The 20,907-nt window shown below is 51.9% G+C and carries 17 protein-coding genes and 1 pseudogene; 11 read left to right on the top strand and 7 right to left on the bottom strand.

The genetic code is table 11. The features are described from left to right. Positions 1-20: 20 nt before the first annotated feature. Together Q371_RS05355 and Q371_RS05350 are read right to left on the bottom strand one after the other, a co-directional pair. Positions 21-914, bottom strand: a complete 894-nt coding sequence (locus tag Q371_RS05355) for an ROK family protein (RefSeq protein ID WP_034337220.1) — start codon at positions 912-914, stop codon at positions 21-23. Further along, complete coding sequence (locus tag Q371_RS05350; RefSeq protein WP_034337218.1) at positions 911-3,406, bottom strand: beta-mannosidase; 2,496 nt, start codon at positions 3,404-3,406, stop codon at positions 911-913. Before Q371_RS05350 ends, Q371_RS05355 begins: the two co-directional genes overlap by 4 nt. A 184-nt stretch (positions 3,407-3,590) precedes the next feature. Between Q371_RS05350 and Q371_RS05345 the strand changes: the two genes are divergently transcribed. The 9 genes from Q371_RS05345 (at position 3,591) to Q371_RS05305 (ending at position 16,039) form a co-directional block, all read left to right on the top strand. Then, entirely contained in the window at positions 3,591-4,604 is a 1,014-nt protein-coding gene (locus Q371_RS05345) for a LacI family DNA-binding transcriptional regulator (RefSeq protein ID WP_034337216.1), read from the top strand. Between the two features lie 177 nt (positions 4,605-4,781). Beyond that, a complete protein-coding gene (locus tag Q371_RS05340) occupies positions 4,782-5,801 on the top strand; it encodes a LacI family DNA-binding transcriptional regulator (RefSeq protein WP_051963336.1) in 1,020 nt (339 codons plus the stop codon). Between the two features lie 504 nt (positions 5,802-6,305). Next, complete coding sequence (locus tag Q371_RS05335; RefSeq protein WP_034337214.1) at positions 6,306-7,535, top strand: extracellular solute-binding protein; 1,230 nt, start codon at positions 6,306-6,308, stop codon at positions 7,533-7,535. A 63-nt stretch (positions 7,536-7,598) separates the two neighbouring features. Next, positions 7,599-8,549, top strand: a complete 951-nt coding sequence (locus Q371_RS05330; protein WP_157442537.1) for a carbohydrate ABC transporter permease — start codon at positions 7,599-7,601, stop codon at positions 8,547-8,549. A gap of 10 nt (positions 8,550-8,559) precedes the next feature. After that, complete coding sequence (locus Q371_RS05325; RefSeq protein ID WP_051963332.1) at positions 8,560-9,465, top strand: carbohydrate ABC transporter permease; 906 nt, start codon at positions 8,560-8,562, stop codon at positions 9,463-9,465. A 3-nt stretch (positions 9,466-9,468) separates the two neighbouring features. Further along, positions 9,469-11,838: a DUF5060 domain-containing protein gene (locus Q371_RS05320; RefSeq protein ID WP_034337211.1), complete on the top strand. Its 2,370-nt coding sequence runs from the start codon at positions 9,469-9,471 to the stop codon at positions 11,836-11,838. 96 nt (positions 11,839-11,934) lie between these two features. Continuing rightward, positions 11,935-12,996 carry an Ig-like domain-containing protein gene (locus Q371_RS05315; RefSeq protein WP_034337208.1) on the top strand — a complete coding sequence of 354 codons (1,062 nt, stop codon included), beginning with the start codon at positions 11,935-11,937 and terminating at the stop codon, positions 12,994-12,996. 63 nt (positions 12,997-13,059) lie between these two features. Further along, positions 13,060-14,067: a cellulase family glycosylhydrolase gene (locus Q371_RS05310; RefSeq protein ID WP_034337205.1), complete on the top strand. Its 1,008-nt coding sequence runs from the start codon at positions 13,060-13,062 to the stop codon at positions 14,065-14,067. Between the two features lie 184 nt (positions 14,068-14,251). Then, on the top strand, positions 14,252-16,039 hold the full coding sequence (locus Q371_RS05305) for an ABC transporter ATP-binding protein (RefSeq protein WP_051963434.1): 1,788 nt from the start codon (positions 14,252-14,254) through the stop codon (positions 16,037-16,039). An 8-nt stretch (positions 16,040-16,047) separates the two neighbouring features. Here the strand turns inward: Q371_RS05305 and Q371_RS05300 are convergent, their stop codons facing one another. Together Q371_RS05300 and Q371_RS05295 are read right to left on the bottom strand one after the other, a co-directional pair. After that, positions 16,048-16,590, bottom strand: coding sequence for an MOSC domain-containing protein (locus Q371_RS05300; protein ID WP_034337203.1), 543 nt, complete (start codon positions 16,588-16,590; stop codon positions 16,048-16,050). A 4-nt stretch (positions 16,591-16,594) separates the two neighbouring features. Then, the gene (locus Q371_RS05295; protein WP_034337200.1) at positions 16,595-17,485 is read right to left on the bottom strand and encodes an EamA family transporter; all 891 of its coding nucleotides are present in this window, start codon (positions 17,483-17,485) and stop codon (positions 16,595-16,597) included. Positions 17,486-17,585: 100 nt separating this feature from the next. On the opposite strand from Q371_RS05295, the gene Q371_RS05290 reads away from it, so the two are divergent. Continuing rightward, positions 17,586-17,927 carry a hypothetical protein gene (locus tag Q371_RS05290; RefSeq protein WP_034337196.1) on the top strand — a complete coding sequence of 114 codons (342 nt, stop codon included), beginning with the start codon at positions 17,586-17,588 and terminating at the stop codon, positions 17,925-17,927. A 73-nt stretch (positions 17,928-18,000) separates the two neighbouring features. Here Q371_RS05290 and Q371_RS25385 read toward each other — a convergent pair whose 3' ends face one another. Beyond that, entirely contained in the window at positions 18,001-18,378 is a 378-nt protein-coding gene (locus tag Q371_RS25385) for a hypothetical protein (protein ID WP_051963326.1), read from the bottom strand. Between the two features lie 496 nt (positions 18,379-18,874). On the opposite strand from Q371_RS25385, the gene Q371_RS05280 reads away from it, so the two are divergent. Then, positions 18,875-19,945 (top strand): type IV pilus twitching motility protein PilT, encoded by a 1,071-nt coding sequence (locus tag Q371_RS05280; RefSeq protein ID WP_034337519.1) that lies wholly within the window; start codon positions 18,875-18,877, stop codon positions 19,943-19,945. Between the two features lie 77 nt (positions 19,946-20,022). Here Q371_RS05280 and Q371_RS05275 read toward each other — a convergent pair whose 3' ends face one another. Then, entirely contained in the window at positions 20,023-20,403 is a 381-nt protein-coding gene (locus Q371_RS05275) for a response regulator (RefSeq protein ID WP_034337193.1), read from the bottom strand. Between the two features lie 162 nt (positions 20,404-20,565). Continuing rightward, a pseudogene (locus Q371_RS05270) lies at positions 20,566-20,907 on the bottom strand (IS4 family transposase); the annotation flags it as partial.

Genomic DNA, 20,907 nt, shown 5'->3' with positions numbered 1-20,907 from the left:
CACACCTCAGGGTTACACATTCACACTTTTTCGGAAGGACGGGGGAGCAGGGCTGCCCCACCCAGCAAACTGGCATTCTCATAAAGCCCACTGAGTTTGAAATTCAAATCGGGCACCTGCTGTTTTAAGGTGATTTCGAAGCAATCAAAAGCCCGAGAGATGTTTCCACCCAGCACCACCACCTCGGGCTGAAAACGCTCCGCCCAGGGTTTGATGATTTGCCCGAGCTCCTGCCCAAAGTGGTTCAGCACCAGTTGGGCTTGTGGATCTTGATTCCGGGCGGCTTCGGTGATGTGCCGAACATCCCATTGTCTGGATGTCAGGCGGGTGTAGTGCTTCATGATGGCCCGACCAGAAGCATAATCTTCTGCGATGGTGCCACGGTAAGGGGTGTTCCAGATTTCCCCTTCATACGGGATGCGGGAATCTCGGGTCAGGATGATCCCTTGATCCAGAAACCCAGATCCAAGACCAGTGCCCAGCGTGATGCCCATCACCCGACTGTATCCACGGGCTGCACCTCCCCACCATTCCCCGAGCACATACAGGTCGGCATCGTTGCCATAAAGCACAGGCGCACTGAACAGCGAACTGCTGGTCCAGCGTTCCCGCAGGCCTGCAGTGACATTCAGGCCATACAGGTTCGCGAATTTGTGCTCATGCAAAGAAACCCCTTTTTGATGGTCAAAAGGACTGGGGATGGCAATGCCAATGTGGGTCAGCTTGGGGGAACCCACCAGACGGTGGGACTGGTGGGCAGCGGTGGCCCATGTGTCCAGCAAATGCTGGGCGGGCGCTGACTCTGCCATGCTTTTGCGCACCAGACTTTTGTCCAGCAGCACACGGCGTTCGGTGTCCACAATTGCAGCTGTGATGTGGCTGCCACCGATGTCCAGAGCCAGCGCGAAACTCATGCCACCACCGGAGAAGGTTGCACTTCAAGGGCAGCTTCAGCACCGAGGTAACGCACCCGAACGGTTTGCCCTTTCAGGTCGGTGGCTTCCAGAATTCTGCTTTCACCGGCACGCAAATCGATGAAGTTGTCGTTCCAGCTCACGCTCTGGTCGGTGTCCAACCAGATCCCTTTGACCGGTTTGTGTGCGGTGATCTTGATGCTGTTTTCAGACAGGTACTCGATGTCCAGTTCGGGGTCGGCAAAGTGGTAGAACTTGTAAGGCTCTGGGAATTCACTGCTCCGTGCCACAACCTGTCCATCCACCAAGAGTTCTGCAAAATAAATGGTGGGCGCAGAGGAAACCTGCCAAGAGGCAAGGTCTGTGCGTCGGTTGGGCAACACCAGCACATCTGTGCTGCGCTCTGCGATCAATTGACCGGACAGGTCGTAAGCGTACAACCGCAACTCAGCTTCTTGAGAGGTGACGCTGCTGCTGCTGATCCAGACGTTCAGCGCATCGGTTTTTTGCAGACCCACTGCAAAGGTGGCCATCTCCCGTTTGATGGTGTAAAAAGCGGGTTTGGCAATTTCGTGGGAGTCGATGATGGCCCAACTGGTGACTGGCCAGCAGTCGTTCAACTGCCAGACCAGAGCTCCCGAAACAGCACGTTTGCCAGGTTTCTCGAAGCGTTTGCGGAAATCGCGGTAGGCGTACCGCATGGCTTCACCTTGAATGAATTGGGTGTTGTAGACATATTCTTCAAGGTTTTTGTGCCCACGCATGTTTTCTGCTTGATAGACTGCCAGTCTTCGGGCACCATCGGGTTTGCCATTGGGTCCAGTGGCTTTGTTGTGGTGCACCATGGTGCGGCTTTCGGCATACAGGTCTTCAGCAGGTGTGCTTGCACGAATGGCTGCCAGAGAGGGCGCAGATTGCAGGCCAAATTCACTGACAAAGCGACCTTCGTAGTTGGTGTATTCCTGATAAGGGGCCATGTGCACGTGCCAGATTTCCCAGGTGTGACGGTCTCCGGAGACCCCGGAGTACACATCGTCACCACCATAGGGGCTGCCGGGCCAGTACAGGGTTTTGGGATCGAGTTTCTGGCAGACTTCTTTGAGGAGCACTTCATAGATCACTTTGGCATCGAATTTGCTCTCGTCGCCACCGGGGCCAGCAGCTCCGACACTCTGGGCAATCTGGTAGTCTTCATTGTTGCCACACCAGAGGGCAATGGAGGTGTGATTGCGCAGGCGTTTGACGGCAGCGGTGGCTTCTTGTTCCACGCTGGCTTTAAATTCCTCGTATGCAGGGTACATTCCGCAGGCAAACAGGAAGTCCTGCCAAACCAGCAAGCCCAGTTCATCGCAGAGGTCATAGAACACATCGGCTTCATAGATTCCGCCACCCCACACACGAATCATGTTCATGTTGCCGTCTCGGGCCTGGGTCAGGCGTTTGCGGTACTGTTCATCGCTGATGCGGTTGAGGATCAAGTCATCTGGAATCCAGTTGGCACCACCAGCAAAAATGGGCTGGTTGTTCACTTCAAAATAAAAACTGCTGCCGGGTTCTCCCAGAATGGGTTCCTGAATCACCCTCAGACGACGCATGCCCAGACGGATGGATTTTTGATCGATGCAGTTGGGACCGTCCAGCAGTTGAACATCCAAGGTGTAAAGGGGTTGGCTGCCCAATCCATTGGGATACCAGAGTTCAGGGTTTTGCACTTCAAAAAACACTTGATTCTGGTGCCCTGCACAAATGTCCTGTGCTGCAACCACCCTGCCCTGAGGATCCAAAAGTTGAATTTTGAGGGTGTGTTTTTCCGCTTGACCTTCAATTTCAACCTGTACAGGCACCAGAGCCTGTTCCAGAGAAGGGGTCACTTCCACAGGAGCATAAACGTCTGCAATTCTGGCATCAAAACTTTGCAGGGTCACCGGTTTCCAGAGGCCTGCAGTCAGCAAGGTTGGGCCCCAATCCCAACCATAGTGGTATTGGGCTTTGCGGATGTAAACCCGGGAGGCATCACCGTTCCACACGGCGCGTTTGCCATGTTTGGCTTCCAGCGCTTTCCCCACCCTGACAGGGCTTTCAAAGAGCACCTGCAGTGTGTTTTGTCCGACCTGCAGTTGGGACTTGACATCCACTCGATGGTGAACAAACATGTTGTCGCTGACCAGAATCTGTTGCTGGTTCAGCCAGACGGTACACAGGGTGTCCAAACCTTCGAAATTCAGGTGCACATGGGGAGCAGCCAGATCGGCTTCTGTTACTGAAAATTCAGTGCGGTACAGCCAATCTTGTTCACCAATCCACTGAACATTCTTTTCATTGAGACCATAGAAGGGGTTTTCAATGAGCCCTTGTTTCAGCAGGTCCCACTGAACAGTGCCGGGTACAGTGGCACTTGTCCATCCATCTGCAGACTGAAGGTCTTCTTGTAAAGACAGGGAGGGGTTGCGGGATTTGAGCTGCCAGCCGAAGTTGAGGGAGAGTTCAGTCATGGGGGTTCCTTTGAGACAGGGTGAAGACGGCCAAATGGCCTGACATGAAACAAAGCTTCTGTTTACTAAACTCTACCATCGGGATGGATGAATGTCAAAACAGTGTTTTTCATGGTGTTTGGATGTTCTCTGAACCGGGTCAAAACGTTTGTATTTGTTTACAAAACAACTTAAGATGAGTCATATGTCCGGCCTCCAAGTCACCCCAGACGAACCCACCATCCGCGATGTCGCTAAACAGGCAGGCGTATCCATTGCTACCGTATCCAGAGCACTGAAAAACCAGCCGGGTCTGACTGAGGAAACCAGACAGCAGGTGCTGGAAGCTGCAGCCATGCTCGGTTATGATTTGACCAAGTTGCGTCCTGTCAAAGCCAGACGCATTGGCTTTTTTCTGCATCGCCAGCATTACGCTGTCACGTCCAATCCGTTTTACTTTCCTGTCTTGCATGGTGTTGAAGAGGCTTGCAGACGTGAAGGTGTTGCCCTTTCATACTGCTCGGTCAGCACGGAAGACAACATCTCTGACATCATTCGCATTCAGGAAGTGGACGCCATCATCTGTGCCGGATATTTCGATGCAGACATGCTGACGGCATTCAAGCGTTCTGGCAAACAGTTGATTCTCGTGGACAACAACCAACCAGGGTTCCTGAGTGTCAACACTGACAACGTCACAGGGGCTTATCAAGCCACCCAGCACTTGATTGCCATGGGACGCAGGCGCATTGCATTCATTTCAGGTCCCAACCACTTCAGCATCCAGCAGCGTCAACAAGGGTACATGCAGGCCCTCACAGATGCAGGTCGCGAGATTGATCCTGCATTGATGGTGCAGCGGTATCCCATAGACGAACAAGCAGGTGCCTACCCTGCAATGCAACAACTCCTGGCCTTGAAAGAACCACCAGATGCGGTTTTTGCTTACAACGATGAAACCGCCATTGTGGCCATTCAGGCTTGCCTGGACTCTGGTTTGAGTGTCCCTGAAGACATCGCCATTGTCGGTTACGATGACATTCCCAATGCTGCACATGGGAATCCTTCCTTGACCACGGTGCATGTGGACAAAGAAGTGCTTGGACGTGAAGCTGTGAAATTGATTTTGCATCCCAAACGCAAAGAAGACAGCGTTTTGGTTCCGGTCCGGTTGATCATCCGCCAGAGCACCAAATCCAAGCTGAACCGCAGGCGTTGAACATTGCACCTCAAAGCAGAGGAGATTTCTCCTCTGCTTTTGTTTTGAGGATGTTGTTACGTAAACCTAAAAGTATTGTTTTCAAAAAATGTTCTTTCCAGACGCAAAAATATTGAATATTGGAAGTGTGGGGCTCTGGATATTGTAATTGTTTACCAAACAAAATAAGATGTTTTCATGTCCGCCCCTTTGCGTCCAAAAGCTGACAGGCCGAGCATTCGGGATGTGGCCACTGCGGCTGGAGTTTCCATTGCGACAGTGTCCAGAGCCCTGAAAAACCAGCCAGGTCTGACCGAAGTCACACGCCAGCAAATTCTGGATGTGGCCCAGTCGTTGGGATACAACCTGACCAGCTTGAAGCCCAATCGGATCAAGCGGATGGGATTCTTCATACACAGGGAACACACCACATTGCAAAGCAATCCGTTTTATTTTCCTGTGTTGCATGGTGCTGAAAGCATTTGCAACAGGGAAGAGGTCATCCTCACCTATTCTTCCGTGGATGAAAGCGATGCCATTGGTAAGATTGTGGACTTGCATGGATTGGATGCACTGATGTTGGTTGGATATTTCACACCCGAAGTGGTGCAACGTTTTCTGATGACAGGCAGGCCGATGGTCCTTGTGGATCACCACCACCAGAACATCCACTCGGTCAACACCGACAATTTCATGGGTGCTTATCTGGTGACCCAGCACCTGATTGCCATGGGCAAAAACCACATTGCATTCATTGATGGGCAGGACAGCCATTACAGCATTCAGCAGCGTTTTGCTGGTTTCTTGCATGCCCTTCAGGACGCAGGACGGGAATTTGATGAAAGATATCGGGTTGCCAGAGATCCTGTCGATGCGCCAGAAGGTGCTTATCTTGCGATGGAAACCCTGTTGGAGCTTCCACAACCTCCAGATGCTGTGTTTGCTTTCAATGACATGTCTGCTCTGGTGGCCATCAAGGCCTGTCAGGACCATGGCATCAAAGTGCCAGAGCAGGTGGCTGTGGTGGGTTTTGACAACATTCCACAGGCTTCGCACAGCCACCCATCCTTGACCACGGTGCATGTGGACAAAGAGGTGCTGGGGCGCGAAGGGGCACGGCTTTTGATGGGTGCTCTGGAACCCAGACAAGTGGTGATTCCCGTCCAATTGATGATTCGCCAGAGCAGCCGACTGATCCACAAGCGCCGCAGAAGATGACTTGCTCACTGTCTGGTGCAGTTGGTGTTGGATGTCTCTGGAAGTGAGTTCCATGGTCAGATGGGTCTCTGGAAAAGCCTGTAGCAGACGTGTTTGTTTTGACCTGATGGTGTCACGAAACAAAAATCGAAACGTGAAGCGAGTTTAGTTTTTTTGTTTAGTAATTTTAGCGTTAAAGCAGGGCAATATTGATGGATGTGGGGCTTTCGGACCCATATGAAGTTGTTGGGATGGAATTTCTCAGTGTGCGAAAACTTCGTCTATCAAACGTATTTTCGAGATTGCCTTTGTGAACATTGTGGGCATTTGACAATTCCTCAACACTGGTGCTACACTTCATCTACAGTTTACTAAACACACAACGTTATGGAACAGCGCACAAGCTGCCAAATGGCATACCTTTGTCCTGTTGCAAGACAATTGTGCCTCTGAGGTTCTTCTACAGCCAATCACCCACCCCAGAGTTTAGTAAATATGCTTCAAACACCAGATCAAGGAGAGAACATGAAGCTCAAAACCCTGACCGCAGTTCTTGCCGCCTCTTTATCCGTAGCCCAGGCCGAAAAACTCACCATCTGGATGGTGGGGGACGACAACAACGGCACCCGCATCATGCAAGCTGCTGCAGACCTGTTCCAAACCAAGAACAAGGATGTGACCTTCGAAATTCGCAACATTCCTTGGTCTGACGCCTACACCAAATATCTGGCTGCCATTGCATCCAAGAGTGGTCCAGACATCATCACTGGGGGTCTTTCCTTTGGGATTTCTCTGGGCAAACAAGGCGGTCTGGTCAACATTGGCAAGGAATACCCTGCTTTTGCTGCACAGGTGAAAAAAGTGGCTCAGAAAGGGGTCATGAAATCCATTACCTCTCTGGATGGCTCCTTGTACGCTGTTCCTTACAACCTTGATGTTCAGTTGATGTACTACCGCAAAGACACCCTCAAAGACATGAAGATCAGCTTGCCCAAAAACTGGGACCAACTGACCAAAGCCAACGACAAGCTGAAAGCTGCTGGCAAAAAACCCTTCATGCAACAGTGGGGCAACGCCAACTGGCTGGGCTTCTTCCCCTTCTTCTATCAGGCAGGCGGAGAATTCTACGACGACAAGTGCAGCAAATCCACCATCAACAGCACTGAAGGTGTTCAGGCCCTGAAATACTACGCTGAACTGTACACCAAGTACAAAGCCCCCACCGATGGCTGGCCCGACATCGAAGCTGCTCTGGACAGTGGCGACGCTGCCCTGACCTCCACTGGTCCCTGGACCCTGGCCAGCATTGACGCCTCCAGACCCAAGCTGCAAGGCAAATGGGGAATTGCCAAAATGCCTGCTGGACCCAGTGGAAAATCCACTGCTTTCATTGGTGGCTCCACCATCATGGTGATGTCCTACAGCAAAAACAAAGACCTCGCCATGAAGTACCTGCAGCACCTGTACACCACCAGTGCCGCTCGCGCCATGATCAACGCTTCCACCAAACTGGGCTCCCTCTGGATTCCTGCCCGCACCGATCTGGCCTCCCTGCTCAACCTGCCTGCTGATCGCAAGTCTGCCCTGATTGCCCAGCTGAAAGACGCCGAAGGCCCCTCCAACTGCCCCGGTTGGGAAGAGTCCGGCGATGCTGTGACCCAGGCCATCCAGCAAGTCATCTTCTCCGGTCAAGATCCCAAAGCTGCTCTGGATGCGGCTGCGAAAGTCATGGACCGCAACCTCGCCAAACGATAAGCAAACCGTGGGGTGTTCCTGCTTCTGTGCAGGGACACCCCTTTTGACCCGAAAGGGGAGACCATGAGCAATCAGCCCAGCGCGCCCACCCAAGTTGCCCTTTCCAACAAACGCCCTTCCAGTCTGGCCATGAAACTGAAAAATTTTACGGTGCCTTTTTTCATGATGGCGCCCTTCCTGGTTTTGTTTCTGGTCTTCACCGTGATTCCCGTTTTTTGGTCTTTGTACCTGAGTTTCACGGAATACAATGCCATTCAAGCCCCCAGATTTATAGGCACACAAAACTACGAGGAATTGCTTGCTGACCCTCGCTTTTTCAAAGCCCTGAGCAACACCACTTTTTATGTGGTGACCTCAGTGGTGCTCAGCAATGTTTTGGGTCTGGCCCTCGCCATGGTTTTTGGCTCTCAAAAATGGTCAGATCAATTTTTCCGTTCGGTGTTCTTCCTGCCCTCCATTGCCGGAGGTTTGGCCATCACTGCCGTATGGAAATGGATTTTTAACTCCGAAGATTTCGGTCTGATGAACACCATCCTCAGCATCTTCCACATCGATCCTGTGCGCTTTTTGGGTGATCCCAGATATGCCATGCCCATCACAGTGGTGATTGCCGTTTGGGGTGGAATGGGGTACAGCATGATCCTGTACCTTGCCGGTTTGAGAAGTGTTCCTTCAGAGCTTTATGAAGCTGCCGCCATTGACGGTGCCAACCCCACCCAGAGGTTCTTCCGCATCACCATTCCTTTGTTGAAACCCACCATCCTCTTTGTGGTGATCACAGGCATCATTGGTGCTTTCCAGGTGTTCGATGGACCCTACCTGTTGTTCGCCAGCGTGGCCAACACCGGTGGCATCCTTGACTCGGGTCTGACCCTGGTGATGTTGCTGTTCGACAAAGGTTTCCGTTTGCTGGAACTGGGCAAAGCATCTGCTCTGGCATGGATTCTGCTCGTGATCATCTTCGTTCTGACCCTGATCAACATGCGTCTGGGTCGTTCCAACCAGGAAAGCTGAGGAGGTTTTTATGGTCGGCGAAAAACCCAATGTGCTCATCCAACAACTCATCCGTCTGCCCTTCTACCTGCTGGCCCTGTTCGTCGTGCTGCCTTATTACTGGATGGTGCTTGGCGCTTTCAAACCCCTGCCAGAGCTGGTCAAAAACCCGCCCACGTTCATTGTTGAAAATCCCACTCTGGACAATTTCTACAACCCTCGCTGGAACCCGGACGAGTTCAACCCCAATGAAGTGCAAGGCTTCTTCCAGCGCTTTCAGGACTACAATCTGCCTCTGGGCATGGGCACTTTCTTCTTGAACAGCATGTTCGTGACTGTGGCCATCACTGTTCTGACCGTTCTCATCGCTTCTGCCGTCGCTTATGTGCTGGTCAAGCACCCTTTTCCGGGCAACAAGCTGGTGTTCTGGTTGATCATTGGCTCCATGATGCTTCCCTGGCAGGTCACGCTGATTCCTGGATTCTTGATCGTCAAGGATCTCGGTTGGATGAACACCTTCTGGGCTTTGATCATCCCGGCACTGGCCAATGCCTATACGGTGTTCTTTCTGAGGCAGTCGATTGCCCAGATGCCTGAGGAATTGTTTGATGCTGCCCGCATTGACGGAGCTGGTGAACTGCGCATCTGGTGGCAAATTGTGCTCCCTTTGCTGCGTCCTGCCATTGCTGCCATGGCCATCTTCATTGCTCTGGCCAACTGGAACAACTTCCTCTGGCCTCTGATTGTGCTGGAGTCTCCCTCCACCTACACCCTGCCCATGATCATCAAAGAGTTGTCCATCAACAGCAACGATCCCCGTGGTGCTGGTGTGGTGATGGTGGCAACCCTGCTTTCTTCCATCCCTGCGTTCATCTTCTTCCTGTTCTTCCAGCGCCAGTTCGTTCAAGGCATCGCTGTCGGTGCGGTGAAAGGTTAAGCCATGCGTCTGAAATTGCCCTTCAAGCTGGTCTGCATCTCCTTTGCCCTTGTTTCCGGGGCTTTCGCTCAAACCCTTGACAGTTTTGAAAGTGCATCAAGCAGTTGGCGGCCTGGACTGGCTCCGACTTACTCAGACAGCAGTGCTTTGTCCACAGCCATCAGCACCCAATACGTGACAGATGGATCCCAGAGCCTTGAGCTCAAGCTGGACAAAAACGACAAGCCCAAAGCCACCTTTTTTGTGGAGAAACCCACCAATCTGGATGGAGCCACCACCCTTTCTGTGGATGTTTTCAACCCGGGTGTTGCAGGGAGTGTGGCTCTGGCCCTCAGCACAGGGGGGGGTTGGGAGTGGTTTGAGTCTGAAGCCATCCCTTTGAAGGAAGGGCAACAAACCATCCAGTTTGACCTTACCAGTGACCGGTACAAAAGTGCCAAAAACAACTGGAATTATGGGGTCAGGATTGCCAACCAGAACAAGACAGAGCGTGTTGCTTTGCTCTTTTTCCCGAACAAAGCAGGCAGTGTGTTCATTGACAACCTGAGGGCTGGGACGGGGAATGTTGCCATCACCACGTCCACCTCATCAGAGCCAGAACCTGTGGCTCAGCAGGCTTCAACAGCAACCCAGAGTGCAACCTCGGCAACCACCCCTGCTTCTGCGCAGGTTCAGACCGGAACCGCATTGTCCATCCAAGGCGTCCAGACGGCAAAGGTTTTGCAGGGTATCGAGCTGACCCTGCAAACAGATGCAGTGTTTGCAAACCCCTATGACCCCAATCAGGCGGACATGATGGTACAGTTCACAGCTCCCTCTGGGAAAACCGTACAGGTTCCAGCTTTTTACTATCAGGATTTTGATCTGGAAACCGTGCAACCCAAAGGCAAACCGGTCTGGAAAGTTCGGTACACTCCGCTTGAAGCTGGCGATTACACAGTTCAAGCCAGTCTGAAACAGGGAAGTGTTCAGAGTGCCCCTGTGAAATTGACTGCACAGGCGAATCCCACGGCAAAAGGCTTCATCCGGGTGGATCCAGAGAATCCACGGTACTTCAGCCATGAGAACGGGGATTTCTTTCTTCCCATTGGCTTGAACATTGCATGGTCCACCGGGCAAGGCAAGCAGGTGCTGGACGATTACCGCCGCTGGTTTGATCGGTTTGCAGCCAATGGAGGGAACTTTGCTCGCATCTGGATGGCCCCCTGGGGTTTCAGCCTGGAGTGGAAGGACACCGGCCTGGGCAATTACAAGAACCGCATGCAGCAAGCGTTCTTGCTGGATCAAGTCTTCAAAATGGCCGAAGAAAGGGGCATCCAGATCCTGCTGTGTGTCCTGAACCACGGGCAATTTTCAGCCACCATCAATCCAGAGTGGGATGACAACCCGTACAACGTGAAAAACGGTGGCATGCTCAACCGTCCAGAGGAGTTTGTCAGCAACGAGCAGGCCAAAGCCCTGTTCAAACAACGGATGCGTTACATTGCTGCCCGTTACAGCTACAGCCCCAACCTGTTTGCATGGGAATGGTGGAACGAAGTCAACTGGACCCCCATCAGCGATCTGGATTTGCGGGTCTGGATCCCCGAGATGAACAACTACCTGCTGTCTCTGGACCCCAACAAACGCATGATTTCCAACAGCCATGCTTCTGGTACATCCACCAGCATCTGGAACATGCCTGAGCTGAGTTTCAGCCAGCAACACGATTACTCCGGCCGGGATGCAGGCCGTTTCCTCTACCCCAACTTCAATGACATGGCAGATTTGTCTCCCAACAAACCTGTGCTTTTGGCCGAAATAGGCTATGCTGCTGCAGGCACCGACGATCTGCCCATCAGTCGAGATGAAATTCAGTTGCACAATGCGCTCTGGTCGGGTCCCCTCTCGGGCTTTGCCAGCACTGGCATGTACTGGTGGTGGGACAATTTCATTGATCCCAAAAACCACTGGACCCACTTCAAAGGGGTGGCCGATTTCTTTGCAGGAGAAGACCTTTCTGCGATGAGCAGACAACGACCTGCCACCAATGACCTGCTGGGCACTGTGGCACTGGGGATGCAAAACGACAACCGTGCTCTGGTGTGGGTGCGCAACAACCAGTATGAGCCCGGAACCGTCATCAAACTGATCAACGAAGCCATCATCAATGGGACCTTCAACGACCAGTGGAAGTTTGTGCCAGAGCCAGTCACCGATCTGGAAGTCACCGTCAATGGTCTCAAAGATGGACCTTATCAGGTGAAGTTCTACGACCCCCAAACCAACCAGTGGTTGAACACCGAGAATGTCATGGCCTCTGGTGGCAGTGTGCTGGTCAAAATCAACAGCCTGAGTAAGGATCTGGCCTTCAAAATCGTTGCTGTGCAGTGATCTTCTGACCTGCTTCAACCCCCACAATCCGTTTCTTTCCATCCCTGCCTTGGCGTGCATTGCACGCCCTGGGCCCCCTTTTCCCCGGAGGACCGTATGATCAAGAACGTTGCCCGCATGTCTTCGCTTGTCCTGACTGGTGCCCTCATTCTGGCCGCTTGCACTCCAGCAGCACCCAAACCTGAAGTGGCCAGCATTGTGCTGACCCCGGATGCTCCAAAAATCACTGTTGGAGGCACACAACCCTTCACTGCCGTGGCTAAAGACAAGGATGGGAAAACCATCTCTGGGGTGTCTTTTGCATACACCTCTTCAGACACCAGCAAAGCCACCATCAATGGTTCAGGTGTGGCCACCGGGGTAGGGGTTGGAACGAGCAAGATCACTGCCAAAGCGGGAAGCAAAACCAGCAACGAAGTGACCCTGACTGTTGAAGCATCTCCTGTGACCAGCATTCAGGTATCCGCCCCTGTTGCCACTGTTGAAGAAGGCAAAACCATTGCTTTCACTGCTGTCTCCAAAGACAAAGACGGTCAAGTGGTTGCAGATGCCAATGTGCAATGGATCTCAGACAATGCTGCTGTGGCCACTGTGGATGCCAATGGTCTGCTGACCGCAGTGAAGGCTGGAACTGCCAACATCAGTGCCAAATTGGGCGACGTCACCAGCAACACTGTGGCTGTCACAGTGACTCCGAAACCCACGAATACGGTGTTTGATTTCGAATCTGATGCTCAGGGTTGGGGACCTGTCACTGCTGGTACTGCAACAGCGGTGTCTTCTGCAGAGTATGCCACTTCTGGAACCAAAAGCCTCAAATTGACCATTTCTGCTGAAGGCTGGATGGGTGCAGATTTTGCAGAGCTTAAAGATTTCACTGGAAAAACCAAAATTGTTTATGACATCAAAACCACAGATGCTGCCACCAACACCATGACTTTTGTGTTGAAGGAAGGCGATCAAGGTCGTTGGTGTGAAACAAAACCAGACTCTTGGTTGAATGCAGGTGAAACCCAAACAGTGACTCTGGATGTAACAGTCAATTTCCAGTGCTATGATCCACCCGAAACCCGCAAAGTCAATTTGGCTCAAGTCAAAGGGTTCTATCTGTACATGAAAGCAGGAACCTTCTACATCGACAACGTCAGATTCGAGTGACCTTCGCCAACAAGGAAGGGAAGTCCCTTCCTTGTTTCTTTCCCCGACTCGAAAGGATTCAACATGCCCCGTTATGGTTTCAACTTCCAGTGGATGTATTCCGGAGAGTACAGCCAGCAGCCTTTAGAACCCGACACCCGAGCCCTCGATTTCATGCAGCAATTCGGGTTTGATTTTGCCCGAATACCAGTGAACTACTTTTTCTTCACCAAGGATTTTGACTACTTCAATCCAGATGAAGAAGTGTTGGCCTATCTGGACCGCTATTTGGCAGCCTGTCAGCAGCGCGACATTCACATGAGCCTCAACCTGCACCGTGCTCCCGGTTACTGCATCAACTACAACCATCTGGAAAAACACAACCTCTGGCAGGACCAGATTGCACAGGATGCTTTTGTGTTTCTGTGGGAAGGGTTCGCACGTCGGTACAAAGGTGTACCCAGCAGTCAGCTCAGCTTTGATTTGCTCAATGAACCACCAGAGATCGGACAATATGGCATGACCCGCGAGATCCACGAAAACCTGATGCGTCGGACCGTGGCCGCCATTCGGGCCATTGATCCACAGCGTGAAATTGTGGTGGATGGATTGGGTGGGGGCAACATCGCCATGCCAGAGTTGGCAGACCTTGGAGTGATCCATTCTGGGCGTGGTTATCAACCCATGACGGTTTCTCACTACCGTGCCGAGTGGTGGGATGGCTCAAAAGGCATGCCCATGCCCACCTACCCCGAGTGTGAGTGGGATGGAAAAGTGTGGAACATTGACACTTTGCGTGAATACTACCGCCCCTGGCAAGAGATTCGGGAAAAAGGTGTTCAGGTGCACATCGGAGAGTTCGGTTGCTACCGGTACACACCCAATGATGTGGCCCTCAGGTGGTTCAGGGATTTGTTTCAGGTTTACCGCGAGTTGGGCTGGGGTTTTGCCCTCTGGGAATTCAAAGGCAATTTCGGCATTGCAGAACACAACCGTCCGGGAGTGGTTTACGAAGACTTCCATGGCTACAAGATTGATCGTGAATTGCTGGACTTGATGCTGGAAAGCCGCGTTCAACCTGTTGAGCTCTAAAACGCCATTTGAGCAGGAGGGCACATGGGTGTCCTCTTTTTTTGGCCTGTTCAAATGAAGGATTCCAGTGTGAATTCAGCCAGACGTTTAGACCTCTGGGGCACGTAACAGCCCTTTTCATTTTTCATTTGTGCCAGAGTGGCCCTGACAGGGCTTCTTTGTGAAATCCACCCAAGAGGTCAACATGCGAGATGTCCACCAGCAACACTATTTTCTGGAACGCTATCAGGGGTCGAAGCCCCTGCAGACTTTTTTCTTTCTGTACGAGGGACAGGGCACAAGACTCTTCTGGTCTTTTGTGCTGTACGTCATCAAGGTCAGCCCAGCGGTGCTTTTGCCGATCATCACTGCCAGAGTGATCGACCTGATCACCACCAGAGGGCCATTGGAGCAGTTGTGGATGTGGGCTCTGGTGATTTTTGTTTTGCTGCTTCAAAACATACCCAACCATTACCTGCACGTCCGTTACCTCAGCATGGCCACGCGCACCATGGAAACCCGGTTGCGGTCAGCGATTTGCAGGCACCTGCAGCACCTGTCGATTGGTTTTTACAACCGGACCAGTGCGGGCTCATTGCAGAACAAGGTGCTCAGGGATGTGGAAGCCATCGAGCAACTGACCCGCATTCTGTTTGACAGTGGACTCGGGGCATTGGTGTTCATTGTGGTGGCTCTGGTGACCACAGCGATCCGCGCTCCCGAGTTCATTTTGTTTTATGTGGTGACGGTGCCCGCTGCTGCTTTGCTGGTGCGGTCCATGCGAGGTGCCTTGAGCGACCACAACAGCGCTTTCCGAAAAGAACTTGAAGCCATGAGTGCCCGGATCATGGAAATGACCAGTCTGATTCCCATCACCCGAGCCCACGGATTGGAAGATCAGGAACTGGAAAAGGTTTCTCACACGCTGGACAGGGTCCGTACAGCAGGTGTGGGCCTCGATTCCATCAATGCCATGTTCAATGCGGTGGCTTGGGTGACTTTCAACGTGTTCAACATGGGCTGTTTGATTGTGGCAGCTTACGTGTATTATGTTCAGCTTCTTCCCATCACAGTGGGCGATGTGGTGATGCTGTCGGGGTTTTTCGCCAGTTTGACCAACTCGGTGATTGGCCTGATCAATCTGGTTCCCCAGATGTCCAAAGGTCTGGAGGCCATCCGCTCCATTGGTGAAGTGCTGGAGAGCCCCGATCTGGAACACAATGCAGGCAAATCTGTGGTGAAGGCTGTCAAAGGGGAGTTTGCTTTTCAGGACGTTGGATTTCAGTATCCAGAGGAAGATCAGCATGCCATCCGCCACTTCAATTTGACGGTCAAAGCAGGGGAGACGGTGGCTCTGGTGGGTCCCAGCGGTTCAGGGAAATCCACCATTCTGAGTCTGGTGATCGGCTTCAACCGGGCCACCAGTGGACAGATTCTGCTGGACGGCAAAAACATGGAAGGTCTGGATTTGCGCACCTATCGTCAGTTTCTTTCGGTGGTGCCTCAAGAATCCCTGTTGTTTGAAGGCTCCATCCGGGACAATGTGACTTATGGTTTGGGCCGTGTGGAAGAAGACCGCCTGATGCAAGCGCTGAAAGATGCCAATGCCTGGGAGTTCATCGAGCGACTGCCTTATGGTCTGGACACCCGGGTGGGTGAAAAGGGAGCCAGACTTTCAGGAGGTCAGAAACAACGTCTGGCGATTGCACGTGCACTCATCCGCAATCCCAGAGTGCTGATCCTCGATGAGGCCACTTCTGCACTGGACACCGAAAGTGAAGCCCTGATTCAGGAGGCTCTGGAACGCTTGATGAAGGGACGCACCACTTTTGTGGTGGCCCACCGCCTGTCCACCGTTCGTAATGCAGACCGCATTGTGGTGCTGGCTCAGGGCAAAATTGAAGAGATTGGTCCTCACGAGCAATTGCTGGAACAGCAAGGCCTTTATGCCCAGCTGTACCAGAGACAGGCTGGTCTGTCGCAAGTCCACTGACCAGAGGGTCAAACAGGTTGCAGCGGATGGTGGGGCAGTTCAGGAAAAAAGACCGTGATGGAATCTCCAGATTTCACAAGGCCACTTTGCAAGACAATCCCCATCACCCCTGCTTTGCGAATCAGGTTGCCCTGACCGTCATGGTCCAGTACGGCTTGCATCAAACCTTTCTGAAAAGCATCAATTTGCAGGCATGGATTCCTGAGCCCTGTGATTTCCACCAGGGCTGAATCTCCGATTTTGAGCTGGGTTCCTGTGGGCAACCCCAGCAAATCTACACCCCTTGTGGTGATGTTTTCACCCAAGTCGCCGGGCTTGACATCAAAGCCCCGAGCAAGCAATTCATCGTGCAACTCTGCGTGCATCAGGTGCACTTGCCTCAGGTTGGGTTGAGAAGGGTCTCTGGCCACTCTGGACCTGTGCTTGACAGTGGTGCCCTGATGGGCATCTCCATCGATCCCGAGGCCTTCCAGCAACATGATGTGGGGCCGCAAAAATTTGGAAAAAGTGTGGGTTGAGCTCTGGTGAACCGCAATGACTTGTGGATGCATGTTCTCAGGATACTTTGACAGCTCTGGACCTCAGGTAGGCCTGTCTGAGTTGCAAAGTGATCACCGAAATCAAGACCAGTGCTCCGCCCAGAAGCTGCACAGGTTCCAGGGTTTCTTTCAGCAGTACAAACCCGAGCAGCAAAGTGAATACGGGTTCCAATGTGGACAGGATGGCGGTCTGGGAAGTGCCCAGCAATTGAATGCCATAAAAAATCCCGATCACAGGAATCACGGTGGCCACTGTGGCGATGCCCAGCAACAGGAGGCCTTCACCCATGGCATCTGGAACATCGAAACCAGAGCCCAAAATGGCCCATGTGACGAATGCCAGAGCAGCACCCAGACTCAAGAAAGCTGTGGTCGGAACAGGATGGGTGTTGTGAATCACTCTGGAACTGACCATCAGGTAGACGGCGTACCAGATGCCTGACAACAGTGCCAGACCGATGCCCAGCAAACTGACTTTGCCTTCCACCTGTGTGGTGAGCACAATGCCAACAAAGGCCATCAACAAAGCAAAAAGGGTGGTTTTGGTGGGGACTTTCCTTTCAATGGCCCACTCCAGCAAAGTCACAAAAGCAGGGTAAGCATACAAAATCAAAGCGGTCAGTCCTGCGCTGAGGTGCTGCAAAGCCAGGAAATAAATGGTGGCCTGTGTGGCATATCCCACCAGTCCCAGCAGCAAAGCAGGTGGCCATTGCTTGGCGGAAAGCCTCCATTCTTTTTTGAGGGACATCAACAGAAAAAGGATCAGGGCAGACAGGCCGAAACGCCAGGCCAGGGTGCTCTGGAAGCTGAACTGCATCTGGTAGGAAAACTTGGCAAAAATGCCAAGGGTGGCAAATCCGAAAGCAGAAACAGACACCATCAGGATGCCTTTCAGATGTGGGGTCATGTTTTCAGTGTAAGTGATATATTGTATACAGAAAGCACTTGTATGAAGAGGCGCAAAATCAGCCTGCCTTCATGTCCATCAGCAAACTTTCATTCTGTTCATGGCAGAACAACCTAAGCTTTTTGCTGTGAGCGATTCCCATCTGGCCCTGCAGGAGATGTTGCGGGCCTTTGTGTTGTTGAAGGGCAGCATCAGCGCACATCTCAATGCTGAAGCCTTGCAAGCCCTGAAAAAAGCCTATGAGGTGCTGTCTCAAGGTTTTGAAGTCCCTGAACTGCCAGAGAAAAGCGTCAGTCTGACCCAGCCGACATACCATGCATACCATGCAAGGTCAGCCATCCAGAGGGCACTTTTGCTCTTTGAAGGTCACATGAATCCATCTGCACCAGAGACCGTCCTGGAAGTTCTGGCTTTGATCAAAGAGTCGTATGAATTGCTTTGAGGCAACAAAAAGCAAGACCACGGTACCGTAACCGTGGTCTTGCTCTGGTTTTCAAGTTTTCAAGGGCTGAAGATCAACTGTTGTTGCCACCACCGTGGGAGTTGCGTCCTCCACGGGCGCGTTCCTCATCGGTCAATTCGTGGCGACCTTCGTTGTTGTCACCTTGATTTCCGCCTCGACCTTGGCCACCACCCTGATTGCCGCTCTGGGTGCTTTGTTGGTCATCGTTTTTGTGGGAGTTTTCCCCACCCCGCACGCGCTCTTCGTGGGTCAGTTGGTGACGGCCTTCATTGTTGTCACCTTGATTTCCGCCTCGACCTTGGCCACCACCCTGATTGCCACCTTGGGTGCTTTGCTGGTTGTCATTTTTGTGGGAGTTTTCTCCACCACGTTTGCGGTCTTCTTGAGAAAGGTTGCTGCCGCGGCCCTGGTTGTTGTCATTTTGTGCCATGAGAATCCTCCTGGGGATGAAACGTATGGATTTGAAATCCACACAGAATCTGTTGCTGGCGTCCAGACAAACTTCTGGAAAGTTTGAAGGACACCATCAAGAATGAAGAGCTGAACATCTGAGAATCTTGCTCTGGCTTTTTGATTTCAATTTGTTTCAATTTGATTTCAATGGTTATTCAATAGAGTGCTCTTGAAAGATAAAATGTGAAAACCATCAAAGAACCATCGCAAGGCGTATTTTCAGTGACGACCAATTGGTTTGATCGACAAGAACATCCTAGCTCTGAATGATGATGTAAAAATGATAAAATTAAAGACATCCTGTTGTTTTTATGCTCATTTATTTAATTGAAGTTGTTCTGATTTTAAACTGAACGACCACTGAAATCACGTTTGGTCCATTTGAGATTGTAAAAGATTCTTTATGTTTTTTAGCATCTGTGGGATTTGCTGCTGTCAGAGAAAAGTCAGAATTGTGGATTATGCTGAAGGAGATGCAAACCATTGACGAACTCCTGACCCAGTGTGTCCACATGGGGGCAAGCGACATCCACCTCAGAGCCAAAGCCCGTCCGATGGTCCGAATTGATGGAGACATGCAACGCATCGGAGAAGAAGAACTGCAACCCGATGTTGTGGAGTCCTACTGCAAAGCCATGATGATCCGACCAGGCATGTGGGATGAGTTTTACACCAAACGGGACGCTGATTTTGCTTATGGCATCCCCGGAGTGGCCCGATTTCGTGTCAATGCATTCTGGCAGCGCGGAACGGTGGGTCTGATCATGCGTGTGGTGCAGAACAAAGACATCCCGAGTTTTGAAGACCTCGGACTCAATCCGACCACTTTTGCTGAATTGTGCAGCAAAGAGCGTGGTTTGATTCTGGTGACCGGTCCCACTGGGTCAGGGAAAACCACCACTCTGGCCAGCATGCTGGATTACATCAATTCCACTGCACCTGTCAATGTGGTGACGCTTGAAGATCCCATCGAAGTGCTGCACAAAGACAAAATGGCCTCGTTCAACCAGAGAGAACTTGGCCTTGACACCCTGAGTTTTGCTGCGGGTCTTCGGGCCGCCATGCGTCAGGATCCCGATGTGATTCTGATTGGTGAGATGCGCGACAAGGAAACCGTGGAAGCTGCACTTTCTGCTGCCCAGACCGGACACCTCGTGTTCAGCACATTGCACACCCTGGATGCCATGCGAACGGTCAACCGCATCATTGACTTCTTTGCCCCCCATGAACGGGGTCAGATCCGCATGGGCCTTTCTGAATCTCTGGTGGGCATTGTCAGCCAGAGGTTGTTGCCTCGCAAAAATGGGGGTCGTGTGCTGGGTCTGGAAGTGATGGTGGGGACCCCAACCATCCGTGAGTGCGTCAAGGACGAAGACAAATTGGAGCAAATCAAAGATGCCCTGATGGAAGGCAGTCAGATTGGCATGCACACCTTTGACCAGCACCTCGCCAAACTGGTGCAGGAAGACCTGTTGACCAGAGAAGCTGCCATTGACGCGGCCACCAGTCCACACGAATTGAAAATGATGGTTGACTTCTTCTGATCTGCACCCTCTGAAACCCAGTGGATGACAATGCGAAAAACCGGATGCATTTGCATCCGGTTTTGGCTGGGCGCCCTTCAGGAAGCCTGATGCATGTGGTGTTCCATGCGATTCAAGAGAACCTCCAGATTGAACGGTTTCTGGATGAATTCTCTGGCCCCCTGTTCCAGAGTGCTGCGAATCAAATCCGCATCCTGCTCTGCTGAGACCATGATCACGGGGGTGTGGGGAAACTGTTTCTGAATGAAGGGGAGGAGGTCCAGTCCAGTGCCACCGGGAAAATTCACATCCAGCAAAATCACATCAAAGTGGCTGTGGTCCAGCAAGGTGCTGAGTGCTTCGGTGAAGTCTGCAGCAGAGCACACTTCAAAGTGATTGAGGGTCAGAAAACGACGCAGCATGTTTCTGACGGTTTGTTCATCTTCAACGATCAGAACGTGTGGGTTGGGATGGGGCATCAGATTCACCGTTCTACGTCTCCTGTTCTGAGTGGGGGCTTGGGTCATGCCAGCAAACACTGGCAACTTAAAAGCAGTGTACTGAGACATTCTGAAATGAAGCAGAGGACATGGGGCAAAATCACAATTTCAAAAACCTTGTCTTTGTCGATGTTTTTGTCCTCAGTACCCGACAAGTTTGGGGAACAAAAGCTGAAGGCCTTCCAGTAAAGCCCACAATGGCTTCCTGAATAACTCCAGCAGCAGAGAAATCCCCACCCGAAAGACACTCCGGGCCAAACGACCATGTTTCTTTTTTGGAATCTGAACCCTTTCGCCCAGTTTCACCGCCCACACGAACACCACTGCCAGTAGGCACACCAAACGTTCCAGGTGCCGAGCATCCGTCATGTGGGTGTTCTCCAGCCGAAAACCCAGAGACTTGAGGTTCTTGAAAAGACATTCAATCCGGAACCTTTTCAAATAACGTTCAAGCAAAAGGCCATCTGGAACGTTGGAAATCAC

The organism is Deinococcus misasensis DSM 22328 (genome assembly GCF_000745915.1).
In the GTDB taxonomy this organism is placed as follows: domain Bacteria; phylum Deinococcota; class Deinococci; order Deinococcales; family Deinococcaceae; genus Deinococcus_C; species Deinococcus_C misasensis.
The sequence above is the reverse complement of the archived record's forward strand: the minus strand, read 5'-3'. Positions and strand labels throughout refer to the sequence as shown.